Here is a 13531-nt window from a genome sequence, read left to right as displayed (position 1 = left end):
AGTCAGGAGCGGCCGGACACGGAGCCCCCTTCCGTGACGCGGAGCAGCAGGTGCGGGAGGGTTCCGGCGAAGTCCGGGAGGGTGCGGGCCACGCGCCACCAGGCGTCCGGGTCCTCGCCGAGGGCCGCGGCGAACAGCCGGTCGGCCTCGGCGTGGGCGGCGAGGACGGCCTCGGGGTGGTCGTGCCGGTCGGGGTGGTCCACCTCGCCGAGCCAGTGGTCCTCGTCGAGGGCCCAGCAGGCCGGCAGTTTGTGCCGGATCACGTCGATGCCGGTGAGCAGGCCGCGGTCGAGGCAGTCGCGCACCCAGCGGATGTCTTCCTCGACGCTGTCCATCGGGACGGCGAGGCTGGCCAGGGCCAGCTCGCGCTCCACCTCGCCGGGCGGCTCGGCGGCCGCCGGGGCCAGGTGGCGCACCGCCCGGATGAGCTCGGGGCCCGGCTCCCGCGCGGCGGCCGGCTCGGGCAGGGTCCCGTCGGTCACGGCGGCCACGAGCGAGGGCAGCGGGCCCGGGTGGCCGGGGGCGTGCCTGAGCAGCTCCGCCCACAGGCGCGGGTCGTCCCCCAGCGGGCGCAGGGCCCGCATCACGGCCGTCTGCATGCCGGCCTGTTCGGGCAGGGTCCAGCGCAGGGAGCGGAGGGCGGGGAGGTGGCCGAGGAGCAGGGTGTGGCGTGCGGGGGCCACGTGGGCGACGAGTTCCTCGTGCGTGACGCGGCCCATCCGCACGGCGCGGACGGCGGGCCGGTGCCAGGAGCGCTCGTCCGCCGCCGTGGTGGCGAGCAGCCCGCGCACGGTCTCCGGGGGCAGGTCCTCGACGAGCAGCAGGGCCTCGACGGAGCCGGCGGGCAGCGGCCGGCGCAGGTGCTCGGCGAGCAGCAGTTCGGGATCGGGGCGGTGGCGGAGCGCCAGGATGTCCAGCGGGACCCTGGGGCCGCGCCGGCCGTGGCGGCGCAGCAGGCCGATCAGTTCGGCCGCGGTGAGCGGCTCCTCGCCGGGGTCCCGGCCGAGCTCGGCGCGGAGCACCGGCAGGAGTTCCGGCGGGGTCCGGCGGCGGGCGTAGCGGGCGGGGCCGGGCAGGCCGGGCAGCGGCCGGCCGACGACGCGGGGGTTGCGGGCGATGTAGGTCCGGTCGGTCGCGCCGCCGTGGCGCAGCAGCAGGGTGACGGTCGAGGCCGCCAGCCATTCGTCCCGGCACAGGTACTTGAGGGCGGGCCCGTCGAGCCGGCGGGTCATGTCGGTGACGACGTGGTCCGGTGCGTGGCGCAGCAGGTGCGCCACGCACCAGGCCAGCCGTCGGCTGGCGCGGTCTTCCTCGGCCGTCGGCATCGTTCTCGTCCGCCTCGCGCTGTGCTCGTACGCGTACCAGTACTCGTACTCATCTTCGTACGTCTGTCCGACGTCCGGCGATGATCGCAGGTCAGCGGATGGGGCGGTGCACGTTTTTCTGAGTGGAGGGTCCGGGGGCGGCGTCCGCGATCCAGGGGCCGTCGCCGGAGGGGTCGAGGACGCCTTCCTCCAGCCAGGCGTAGGTGCCGGTGAGGACTCCGGCGACGACCTTGCGGTCGAGGTCGTCGGTGTTGGCCCAGAGCCGGCCGAAGAGTTCCTCGACGCGCAGCCGGGACTGCTCGCAGAAGGCGTCGGCCAGCTGGTACGCCTCGCGGCCGTGCTCACCGGTGGCGCGCAGGTGCTCGGCACGGACGCACGCCGCGCTCATCGCGAACAGCTCGGCGCCGATGTCGACGATCCGGCCGAGGAAGCCCTGTTTGGTCTCCATGCGGCCCTGCCAGCGGGACATGGCGTAGAAGGTGGACCGGGCGAGTTTGCGGGCGCTGCGTTCCACGTAGCGCAGGTGGGTGGCGAGGTCGGGGTGGCCGCTGGGGTGGAATGCCCGGTAGGTGCCGGGGACCTGGCCGGGGCCGGTGGCCAGCTTGGGCAGCCAGCGGGCGTAGAACCCGGCGGCTCGGGCGCCGGCTTTCGCCTTGTCGCCGAGTGCCTTGTCGGGGTCGATGAGGTCGCCGGCCACCGAGAGGTGGGCGTCGACGGCCTCGCGGGCGATCAGCAGGTGCATGATCTCCGTCGAGCCCTCGAAGATCCGGTTGATCCGCAGGTCGCGGAGCATCTGCTCGGCGGGGACGGCGCGCTCGCCGCGGGCGGCCAGCGAGTCGGCGGTCTCGAAGCCGCGTCCGCCGCGGATCTGGACCAGCTCGTCGGCCATCAGACAGGCCATCTCGGAGCCGTAGAGCTTGGCGAGGGCGGCCTCGATGCGGATGTCGTTGCGGTCTTCGTCGGCCATCTGGGAGGCGAGGTCCACGACCGCTTCGAGGGCGAAGGTGGTGGCGGCGATGAAGGAGATCTTGGCGCCGACCGCCTCGTGCCTCGCGACGGGCCGGCCCCACTGCTCGCGTACCGAGGACCATTCGCGGGCGATCTTCAGGCACCACTTCCCGGCGCCGACGCACATGGCGGGGAGCGACAGCCGGCCGGTGTTGAGGGTGGTCAGGGCGATCTTGAGGCCGGCGCCCTCGGCGCCGATGCGCTGGGCGGCCGGGACCCGTACGCCGTGGAAGCGGGTGACGCCGTTCTCCAGGCCGCGCAGGCCCATGAAGGCGTTGCGGTGCTCGACGGTGATGCCCGGGGAGTCGGCCTCCACGACGAAGGCGGTGATCCCGCCGCGGTGGTTCTCCGACTTCGGGACGCGGGCCATCACGACGAGGAGGTCCGCGACGACCCCGTTGGTGGTCCACAGCTTCACGCCGTCGAGGACGTACGCGTCCTCCCCGTCCGGCACGGCGGTGGTGGCCAGCCGCGCCGGGTCGGAGCCGACGTCCGGCTCGGTGAGCAGGAAGGCGCTGATCGCGGTGGTGGCGCAGCGCGGCAGGTAGGTGTCCTTCTGCTCCTGCGTGCCGAACATCTTCAGCGGCTGCGGCACGCCGATCGACTGGTGGGCGGAGAGCAGGGCGCCGATGGCCGGGCTGACCGAGCCGACGAGGGCGAGCGCCTTGTTGTAGTAGACCTGGGTGAGGCCGAGCCCGCCGTACTTGGGGTCGATCTTCATGCCGAGGGCGCCGAGCTCCTTGAGCCCGCGCACGGTCTCGTCGGGGATCCTCGCCTCGCGCTCGATGCGGGCACCGTCGATCTCGGTCTCGCAGAAGGCCCGCAGCCGGGCCAGGAAGGCCTCGCCGCGCCGGACGTCCTCGTCGGCGGGCAGCGGATGGGGATGGATCAGGTCGAGCCGGAACCGTCCGAGGAAGAGTTCCTTGGCGAAACTGGGTTTGCGCCAGTCCTGTTCCCGGGCCGCTTCCGCGACCTGCCGTGCCTCGCGCTCGGTCACCTTGGGCTGCGTGCCGCCGGGCTGTACGGGCTGTGCTGGCTGTGCGGGCTGTGTTGCGGACATGAGGGGACTCACCTCGCCGCCGGAGTCGGGGGGTTCAACGGATTACCAGCCGGTGCTACCTGTGAGTCGTACCCCATGTCGGCGGGATGGAAAAGGGGAACGGCCGGGGCCCCCGCGCACCGACTTCCCGACAGGCCTCCCGACCTGCGGTTTCTCGCCGACCCGCCCGGACACGGCGGCGATCGGGGCGGCATCTTCACTCATCTGTCCGAACCGCGCCGCACGCGACGGCCGGCCGGCCGGTGACTTTCATGATCGAACAGGGCGGACGAGCGCCTCGTCCTGGCTACGATGGAGCGGCCGGGGCCGCTCGGCGCCAGGCCGAAGAGAAGGCTCCATGCGCGTCGATGATGTCCAGCCCGGCATCCCCCTGACCGGCGTCCCCCTGACCGGCGTCCCCTTGGCCGACATCGCCTCGCTCCGGCCGCAGGCACCGCGCTCGCGGTGGTCGTTCGACGCCGACCCCGGCCGGTTCCGGCTGGCCGCCGAGGCGCTGCGGATGCGGCACGCCGGCCTGTCGGACCCCATGCAGGCGGTGGAGAGCAGCGACATCGACCCGCTGCCCCACCAGATCCGCGCCGTGTACGGCTCCATGCTGAGCCGGCCCGGCTCCCTGCGCTTCCTGCTCGCGGACGACCCGGGGGCCGGAAAGACGATCATGGCCGGCCTGTACCTCAAGGAACTGCTGCTCCGCGGCGACGTGCAGCGCTGCCTGATCGTCGCGCCCGGTGGCCTGGTCGAGCAGTGGCAGACCGAACTCGCGGAAAAGTTCGGCATCGAGATGACCGTCCTCAGCCGCGACCTCGCCGAGGCCGACCGCGACGGCGACCCGTTCCGCCGCCACCCGATGCTGATCGCGCGCATGGACCAGCTGGCCCGCAACGACGAGTGGCGGGCGCTGCTCGCCGGGTCGGAGTGGGACCTCGTCGTCGTGGACGAGGCCCACCGGATGAGCGCCTCCTGGTTCGGCGGCGAGCTCAAGCGCACCCGCCGCTACGAACTGGGCCGGCTGCTCGGCGGGATCACCCGGCACTACCTGCTCATGACGGCGACCCCGCACTCCGGGTCGGAGGCCGACTTCCAGACCTTCCTCGCCCTGCTGGACCCCGACCGGTACGCCGGCCGGTACCGCGAGGGCGTGCACTCCACCGACACCACCGGACTGATGCGCCGGATGGTCAAGGAGGACCTCCTCACCTTCGAGGGCAAGCCGCTCTTCCCCGAGCGGGTGGCGGAGACCGTCGCGTACGCCCTCTCCCCGCAGGAGATGCTCCTGTACGAAGAGGTCACCGCGTACGTGCGCACGGAGATGAACAGGGCCGAGCAGGCCGACGGCAGGCGGCGTACGGTCGGCTTCGCGCTCACCGTCATGCAGCGGCGCCTCGCGTCCAGTCCCGAGGCGATCCACCAGTCGATCCGGCGCCGCATCGCCCGCCTGCGCACCCACCGCGAGCAGACCCTGGCGGGCCCGTTCGTCCCCCCGCCCGGGGCGCCTTCGTTCGACCCGGACGACTTCGACCCCGACGAGCTGGGCTCCGCCGAGCTGGAGCAGCTGGAGAACGAGGTCCTGGACTCCGCCACCGCCGCCCGCACCGCGGCCGAGCTGGACGCCGAGCTCGCGGTCCTGGCACGCCTGGAGGAGATCGCCCTGCGGGTGCGGTCCTCGGGCGAGGACCGCAAGTGGCAGGAACTGCGCTCCCTCGTGCTGAAGGCCCGTGAGGACGGTCTGAACGGGGCCGGGCGGGCCCCGCTCAAGCTCATCGTCTTCACCGAGCACCGCGACACCCTCGACTACCTCGCGGGCCGTGTCACCACCCTGCTGGGCGACGACGACGCCGTGCGCACGATCCACGGCGGGACGGCGCGGCAGGCGCGCCGGGAGGTCCGCACCGAGTTCACCAACGACCCGCGCTGCCACGTCCTGATCGCCACCGACGCCGCCGGCGAGGGCCTGAACCTCCAGGCCGCCCACCTGATGGTCAACTACGACCTCCCCTGGAACCCCAACCGGATCGAGCAGCGCTTCGGACGCATCCACCGCATCGGCCAGCGTGAGGTCTGCCGGCTGTGGAACCTCGTGGCCTCCGGGACCAGGGAGGGCGAGGTCTTCCAGCGGCTGCTGACCAAGATCGAGCAGCAGCGGCGCGCCTACGGCGGCAAGGCCTTCGACGTCCTGGGAGAGAACGCCTTCGCGGACGAGCCCCTGCGCGACCTGCTCATGCGGGCCGTCCGCTACGGCGAGCGGCCCGAGGTCCGGGCGTACCTGGACCAGGTCATCGACCGGTCCGTCTCCGACGGCCTCCGGGAACTGCTCAGGGAACGCGCCCTGGCCACCCCGGAGATCGGGACGGAGGAGCTGGCCGGGCTGCGGCGGCGGATGGACGAGGCCCGGGCCCGGCGCATGCAGCCGCACTTCGTGCAGGCCTTCGTCATGGAGTCCCTGCGCGCCCTGGGCGGGCGGGCCTCCAGGCGGGAGAAGGACCGGTTCGAGCTGACGCAGGTGCCCGCCGTCCTGCGCGAGGGCAGGCGTACGGTCAGCCCGCGCTACGCACGCGTCACCTTCGAACCGTCGGCCGTGGTGATGTCCGGCCGCCCGGACGCCGAGCTCATAGCCCCCGGTCATCCGCTGATGGACGCGATCATCACCGAGGTCCTGGCCGGGTACGGCGACGCCCTGACCCGCGGGGCCACCTTCCTGGACCGGAACGCCACCACGCCCCGGCTCGTGTTCACCCTGCTGGAAGAGCTCTCGGACGGACACGGCACCGCGATCGGCAAGAGGTTCTCGTACGTCTGCGTCCAGCCGGACGCAACCGCGCGGCCGGCCGGCCCCGCACCGTACCTCGACCTGTCCCTGCCCACGGGCCTGGACCCCGGGCAGCACACCGCGCTGGCCCGTGCCGTCGCCTCCGAGCTGTCCTCGGCGTGGCTCGCCGAAGGGGTGGAGGGGATCGCCCGGGACTGGGCGGTCGAGCACGGTCTGCCGGAGCACCGCGCCGACGTCGTCGCCCGCGTGCTCCCGGCCGTCGAGCGCACGCGCAAGCTCGTACGCCGACGGCTGATGGCCCAGATGAACTACTGGGACGGCGAGTCGATCAAGCTCGCGGAGGCGCAGGCGGCCGGCAGGAAGATCCGTATCTCGCCGGCCACCGCCCGCGAGCGCGCCCGGTCCCTGGAGGCCCGGCTCGAACGCCGCCAAGCCGACCTCGACCTCGAAGCCCGGATCGACGCGCACCCGCCGCAGATCATCAGCGCCGCGCTCGTCCTGCCCGCCTCGGTCGTCCCCGGCCCCGCCGGGGAACCTCCGGCCCCGGACGGCTTCGCCCCGGACACCACGGTCACCGAGCGCCGGGCCGTCGACGCCGTACTGGCCGCCGAGCGCCGGCTCGGCCGGGTGCCCGAGGAGATGCCGCACTCCAACAAGGGCTTCGACATCCGTTCCCTCATGCCCGACGGCCACCTGCTTTTCATCGAGGTGAAGGGGCGGGTGCTGGGCGCCGACACCTTCACGGTCACCACCAGCGAGGTCGGCTGCGCCAAGAACGCCGAGCCCCGCTACCGGCTCGCCCTGGTCGCCGTCGACCCCGAGACCCCCGACGGATCCAACGACCGGGTCCGCTACGTGCTCAACCCCTTCGCCGACCTCGTCCTCGACCAGTACGTCGACGACCTGCGCCGCACGTGGAAGGCCGAATGGGAACGCGGTGTGGAGCCCCTCTGAGGCACGACAGCCGCACCCCGCCCTCCGCTCGAAGGCCACCCGCGGCACGGTTCGAGCACCTCGGAAACTAAATTGAGTAGGTGAACACCGCAGTGCAGCCCGGAACGCCGTCAGGTTCTGTCCCCCGACGCAAGCTCATCGAGGTCTCCCTCCCGCTGGAGGACATCAACGCCGAGTCGGCCCGAGAGAAGTCGATCCGCCACGGACACCCGTCCACGCTGCACCTGTGGTGGGCCCGCCGCCCCCTGGCGGCCGCACGGGCGGTGCTCTTCGCCCAGCTCGTCGACGACCCCTCCTCGCATCCCGAGCTGTTCGCCACCGAAGACGAGCAGAAGAAGGAGCGCGAGCGCCTGCACGGCATCATCCGACGGCTCGTGGTCTGGGAGAACATCAGCGACGAGGGCCTGTACCGGGAAGCCCACGAGGAGATCCTCAAGAGCACCGGAGGGAACCCGCCGGCCGTCCTGGACCCCTTCGCGGGCGGCGGGACGATCCCGCTGGAGGCGCAGCGCCTGGGACTGTCGGCGCACGCCAGCGACCTCAACCCGGTGCCGGTACTGATCAACAAGACGCTGATCGAGACCCCGCCGAAGTTCGCGGGACGGCCCCCCGTCTTCCCGGGCGTGGCGGAGGGCCGCATGGGCCCGTGGCCCCGCGCCACGGGCCTGGCGGAGGACGTCCGCCGCTACGGCGCCTGGATGCGGGACCGCGCCCAGGAGCGCCTGGGGCACCTGTACCCCACCGCTCACGTACCGGTTCCGGGACCCGGCGGCGAGCCCACGGGGAAGACCGCCGAGGCCACCGTCATCGCGTGGATCTGGGCCCGGACGGTGGTCTGCCCGAACCCGGCGTGCGGCATCCGGATGCCGCTGGTGCGCTCCTGGTGGCTGGGCAAGAAGAAGGGCAAGGAGGCGTACGTCGTCCCCACGGTGGTGGACGACGCGTCGGCGCCCGGCGGACGGCGGGTGGAGTTCGGCATCGGTCACGACCCGAAGCGGGCCCCCACGAAGACGGACGACGGGACCATGACGAGCAGCAGGGGCGCCACCTGCGTCGCCTGCGAGGGGTTCGTCGAGCTGACGGCCATCCGGTCCGAGGGAGCCGCCGGCCGGATCGGCGTCCAGCTGCTCGCAGTGGTCGCGGAGGGCAACCGCCGCCGCGTCTACCTGGCTCCGGACGAGGAGCACGCCAAGGCGGCCGAGGTCCCGCGGCCGGACGACGCGCCCACGGGTTCCATCGCGACGAACCCGCGCTGGTTCTCGCCGCCCCAGTACGGCCTGACCGAGTTCTCCGACCTGTTCACCGACCGTCAGCTCACCACGCTGATGACCTTCACCGACCTCATCGGCGAGGCGCGCGAGCAGGTGCTCGCCGACGCCCTCGCCGCCGGTCTGCCCGCGGGCGCCCGGCTGGCGGAGGGCGGTACGGGCGCCGAGGCGTACGCGGACGCGGTCGCCACGTACCTCGGCCAGGCGGTGAGCCGCCTGTCCTCCACCAACTCGTCGCTGTGCCGCTGGAACTCCGCGCCCTCGAAGGAGAGCGTCTCCGACACGTTCTCCCGGCACGCACTGCCCATGCTCTGGGACTTCGCCGAGGGGAACACGTTCTGCAAGGGGCCGTGTGACATCGAGTGGAGCGCGACCTGGGTGTCCCGGGCCCTGGACATGCTTCCCGCCTCCACGCACGGCACGGTCACCCAGGCGGACGCGTCGAGCCGCGACTACACGGGGCTCCTCGTGTCGACGGACCCTCCCTACTACGACAACATCGGGTACTCCGACCTGTCGGACTTCTTCTACGTCTGGCTGCGCCGGTCCCTGCGCGGCATCCACCCGGACCTGTTCCAGACGATGCTCGTTCCCAAGGCGGAGGAGCTCGTCGCGAACCCGTACCGGCACGGGAGCAAGGAGAACGCGGAGGAGTTCTTCGAAAACGGGTTCCAGCACGTCTTCGCGCACGCCCGGGAGACGGCTTCGCCCGACTACCCCATCACCGTCTTCTACGCCTTCAAGCAGGCCGAGCTGGAGAAGGAGGGCGTCGCCTCCACCGGGTGGTCCACCTTCCTGGAGGGCATGGTCCGCAACGGCTGGACCATCACCGCGACGTGGCCCGTCCGTTCGGAGCGCGGCGGCCGGATGATCTCGGTGGGCACCAACGCGCTCGCCTCTTCGATCGTGCTGGCCCTGCGGCCCCGCGAGACGACCGCACCCGCGACGGACCGCACGGGGTTCCTGGCGGCGCTGCACACCCAGCTGGACGAGGCGCTGCCCCGGATCCGCGAGGGCGCCATCGCGCCCGCGGACCTGCGCCAGACGATCCTCGGCCCCGGCATGGCCGTGTTCTCCCGGTTCTCCCGGGTGCTGGAGGACGACGGCTCCACGATGTCGGTGAAGACCGCGCTGGCGCTGATCAACCAGACCTTCGACTCGCTGCAGAACGAGCACGACGCCGAGCTGGACGCCGACACCCGTTTCTGCCTGGACTGGTTCCGCTCCTACGGCTGGGACACGCGCCCCTACGGTGACGCCGAGTCGCTGGCCGTCCCGCTGGGCCTGTCCGTGGACGGGATCGCCCGCGGCGGCACCCTCACCTCCGGCGCGGGGAAGGTCGCGCTGGTCAAACCGCAGGACCTGGACCCGCGGTGGGTGCCGGCCCACGACGACCGGCTGTCGCTGTGGGAGGTCACCTGCCACCTGGCGCGCGCGTACGCGACCGAGGGGCGCGAGGAGGCCGCCAGGCTGATGTCCGAGGTGACGGGCAGGGTGGACCTGGACGAGGTCAACCGCCTGGCCACCCGGCTGTACGAACTGATGGAGTCCCAGGACTCCTCGACCGCCGGCCTGTTCAACGGGCTCGGCGGCGCGTGGGCGGACGTCTCCGCGACGTCGACCACGATCCGCCCGGCCGCTGTGGCCGAGATGCTCTTTGGGGAGGAGATCTGATGGCGCTGACGAACAACGAGAAGGTACTGCGCAGCTTCGACCAGCTGCTGGAGGGCATGCGTCCGTGGGTGGACATGCGCATGTCCGCCCTGGTTCCGGCCGGCAAGGACTGGACCGAGCTGGTCTCGGCCGAGGACACGGCGAAGTTCGGTACGGCCAAGACGTATTCGCGGGAGGACGTGCGGTTCCTGCTGCGCGTCGTCACCGAGCGCTGGAAGGTCTTCGAGAAGGACCTCTCCCGCCCGCAGTCCGCCCTGGCCTCCGAGCTGCGGGAGACGGCGAACGCGGCGCACCACGGGCAGAAGTTCTCCTCGGACGACACCTACCGCGCCCTGGACACGATCGAGCGCCTGCTGACGGTGATCGGAGCCGGTGACGAGGCCGACGCGGTGGCGAAGATGCGCATGGAACACCAGCGGGAGGTCTTCGAGAAGCAGACCCGCAACCGGCTGATGCGCGAGGCGCAGGCGGTCAGGGTGGCCGGCATGCTGGCCGGTACGGCGATCAAGCCGTGGCGCGAGGTCGTCCGGCCGCACGCCGACGTGATCCGCGGGCAGTTCTCCGCCGCCGAGTTCGCCGCCGACCTGTACGCGGTGGCCCATGGCCACACCGCGGCGCCTGAGTACCTGGACCCGGCCGAGTTCTTCTCCCGTACCTACCTCACCAGCGGTCTGTCCGACCTGCTGACCCGTGCGCTCAAGCGCCTGTCCGGGGACGCCGGCGCGAGCCCGGTGGTGAACCTCCAGACCCAGTTCGGCGGCGGCAAGACGCACTCGATGCTGGCCCTGTACCACCTGTTCTCCGAGGGACTGGCCACGAGCGCGCTGTCCCAGGGCGTGCAGGACGTCGTGCACGCCGCCCTGCCCGCGGCCGGGGACGACCCGCTGCGGTCGTTGGACGTGCGGCGGGTCACCCTGGTGGGCACGAAGCTCTCCCCGAGCCAGCCGATCGTCAAGGACGACGGCACCCGGGTCCGCACGATCTGGGGGGAGCTGGCCTGGCAGCTCGGCGGGCGCGCGGCGTACGACCGCGTCGCGATGGCCGACGCCACGGGCACCGATCCGGGTGACGCCCTCGACGCCGTCGTGCGCGACGTCGTCGCCGACGGCAAGAGCGTGCTGATCCTCATCGACGAGTGGGTGGCCTACGCCCGCCAGCTCGTGGGGCGCGACGACCTGCCCGGCGGATCCTTCGCCACCCAGCACACCTTCGCCCAGCACCTGACCGAGATGGCCAAGTCCGTCCCGGGCGTCATGCTCGTGGTCTCCATCCCCGCCTCCGACTCCCTGGACAACGGCGGAGGCGGCTCGGCGCTGGAGGTGGGCGGCCCCAACGGGCACGTCGCTCTGGAGACCCTCCAGCACACCATCGGCCGCAACGCCGACGACTGGCGGCCGGCGAACAACATCGAGTCCTTCGAGATCGTGCGCCGGCGCCTGTTCGAGGAACCCGACGCCGTGGCCCTCGCGGACATCTCCGCCGTGGCCAAGCAGTACGTGAAGTACTACCAGGAGAACACCGGGTTCTTCCCGCGCGAGACGACCACCGCCGAGTACGAGCAGCGCATCCGCGCGGCGTACCCGATCCACCCCGAGCTGTTCGACCGGCTCTACGAGGACTGGTCGACGCTGCCGAAGTTCCAGCGCACCCGCGGTGTGCTGCGTCTGATGAGCGTGGTCATCAACGCGTTGTGGGCGGCCAACGACACCACGCCGCTCATCACCCCGGGCGCGGTGCCCGTCCACGACACCCAGGTCTTCAGCGAGATCACCAAGTACCTCGACGACAACTGGAAGCCGGTGGTGGACAAGGACGTCGACGGCGAGGGGGCCACCCCGGTCCAGATCGACCGCGAGCGTCCCTCGTTCGGGCAGCGGGCGCTGACCCGGCGCGTCGCCCGGTCGGTGTTCATCGCGACCGTCCCGACCCTGCGCTCGGCGCACAAGGGCGTCGACATGCAGCAGCTCCGCCTGGGCACCGCGGTACCCGGCGACGTCATCAACCACATCGGGGACGCCCGCGCCCTGCTGGGCCAGCGGGCCACGTACTTCTACGAGGACGGCGACCGCTCCTGGTACGACCTGGCGGCCTCGGTCTCCCGGGTGGCGGCCGACCGGGCCGCCGGCTACGGGGAGGCCGACGTGCACGCCACGATCGTCGAACGCCTCAAGGCCATGGGCAAGGCGCCCAAGGCGTCCTTCGGCGCCGTGCACGCCGCGCCCCTCGACACCGGGGACATCCCCGACTCCGAGGTCCTCAAGCTGGTGGTGCTGCACCCGCGGTTCACCTGGGGCAAGGACGCCTCCACCGCCGCGGACTTCGCCGAGCGCCTCCTGAGGGAGGCCGGCAGCGGGCAGCGGCAGCGGCGCAACATGCTGGTCATGGTCGCCGCCGACCGCGAGACCTACCCCGAGCTCGAAGGCGTCGTGCGCGAGTACCGGGCCTGGCAGTCCATCGCCGACGAGGCCGAGGAGCTCGAACTCAGCGCCCAGCAGCGCAAGCAGTCCGTCACCCGCGCCCGCCAGCTGGACGCCGCCGTCGACGACCGCGTCCGCGCGGCCTTCACCGCGGCGCTGGTCCCGACCGAGCAGCCCGGCCAGAAGCCGACCATCTCCTTCACCCGGGTCGCCAAGGACGGCGGCCCGCTGGCCGAGCGCGTCACCGCGGCGCTCAAGGCCAAGGGGTGGATCACCCCCGTGCTCGGGGCCACGCTCGTGCGCATGGCCCTCGAAGGCGCCCTGGCCAATGCCTGGGGCAAGGGGCACGTGCGCTTCGGCGACCTGTGGTCCTGGTACACGCAGTACCCGTACCTGAAGCGGCTGCCCCACCGGCAGGTGCTCGAACAGGCCGTGCTCGGCGCCGCCGACGTCCTCCTGTGGCAGCAGGACGCCTTCGCCCTTGCCGACGGCTACGACGAGGCCGCCGGCGAGTACCGGAACCTGTGGATCCACGGCGACAAGCCCGAACCCGGTTTCGTCACGGACGACACGCTCCTCGTCCAGCCGGGACGAGCCGTGGCCCAGCGCGCACGGGTCGTCGCCACCCCGCCGGCCGAACCGGCCGTCCCGGCGGTGGACACCGGCCACGGCGGGACCGGCACCCCGCAGCCGGGCCCCCTCACTCCTCGCCCGGCGGGCACCGGCCCCCAGCCCCCGCTGCCGGCGGCCAGGAAGGTCGCGCGGAGGTTCTGGGGCGTCAAGGCCCTCAACCCGAACCGGCCGGCGGCGGACTTCGCCAACATCCAGCAGGAGGTGCTCGCGCACCTCGAAGCCGCCGACGGCGTACGGCTGGAGGTCCGCATCGAGATCACCGCGACCACCGCCGACGGGTTCACGGAGCAGCAGGTGCGCACGGTCCGCGAGAACGCCGTCCAGCTGAAGTTCGAGGACAGCGGCTTCGAGGAGAACTGACACAAAAAAGACGGCCGGAGCCCCCGCACAGTGGGCTCCGGCCGTCGGCCTTTGGGCCGTACGAG

At 72.3% G+C, this 13531-nt stretch carries 5 protein-coding genes; 3 read left to right on the top strand and 2 right to left on the bottom strand.

Annotation, left to right across the window (positions count from 1 at the left end; translation table 11 throughout):
- Window positions 1-2: 2 nt before the first annotated feature.
- Complete coding sequence (locus IF88_RS0107870; protein ID WP_030708653.1) at window positions 3-1325, bottom strand: hypothetical protein; 1323 nt, start codon at window positions 1323-1325, stop codon at window positions 3-5.
- Between the two features lie 91 nt (window positions 1326-1416).
- Complete coding sequence (locus tag IF88_RS0107865) at window positions 1417-3393, bottom strand: acyl-CoA dehydrogenase family protein (protein ID WP_030708651.1); 1977 nt, start codon at window positions 3391-3393, stop codon at window positions 1417-1419.
- Between the two features lie 337 nt (window positions 3394-3730).
- On the opposite strand from IF88_RS0107865, the gene IF88_RS0107860 reads away from it, so the two are divergent.
- The 3 genes from IF88_RS0107860 to IF88_RS0107850 all read left to right on the top strand — a co-directional run bounded on the left by IF88_RS0107860 (window position 3731) and on the right by IF88_RS0107850 (window position 13466).
- Window positions 3731-7114, top strand: coding sequence for a helicase-related protein (locus IF88_RS0107860; protein WP_037805549.1), 3384 nt, complete (start codon window positions 3731-3733; stop codon window positions 7112-7114).
- An 80-nt stretch (window positions 7115-7194) separates the two neighbouring features.
- Window positions 7195-10056 (top strand): DUF1156 domain-containing protein, encoded by a 2862-nt coding sequence (locus IF88_RS0107855; protein ID WP_234323456.1) that lies wholly within the window; start codon window positions 7195-7197, stop codon window positions 10054-10056.
- Entirely contained in the window at window positions 10056-13466 is a 3411-nt protein-coding gene (locus tag IF88_RS0107850; RefSeq protein ID WP_030708645.1) for a Swt1 family HEPN domain-containing protein, read from the top strand. Before IF88_RS0107855 ends, IF88_RS0107850 begins: the two co-directional genes overlap by 1 nt.
- Window positions 13467-13531: the final 65 nt, after the last annotated feature.

This window comes from Streptomyces sp. NRRL F-2580 (assembly GCF_000720115.1).
Lineage (GTDB): Bacteria > Actinomycetota > Actinomycetes > Streptomycetales > Streptomycetaceae > Streptomyces.
Note: the sequence above shows the minus strand (reverse complement) of the source record. Positions and strands in the feature narration are given on the sequence as shown.

Excerpts from the sequence above, each read along its gene's own strand:
- IF88_RS0107850 (WP_030708645.1), top strand. The coding sequence starts at position 10,056 with ATGGCGCTGACGAACAACGAGAAGGTACTGCGCAGCTTCGACCAGCTG.
- IF88_RS0107860 (WP_037805549.1), top strand. The coding sequence starts at position 3,731 with ATGCGCGTCGATGATGTCCAGCCCGGCATCCCCCTGACCGGCGTCCCC.
- IF88_RS0107865 (WP_030708651.1), bottom strand. The coding sequence starts at position 3,393 with ATGTCCGCAACACAGCCCGCACAGCCAGCACAGCCCGTACAGCCCGGC.
- IF88_RS0107870 (WP_030708653.1), bottom strand. The coding sequence starts at position 1,325 with ATGCCGACGGCCGAGGAAGACCGCGCCAGCCGACGGCTGGCCTGGTGC.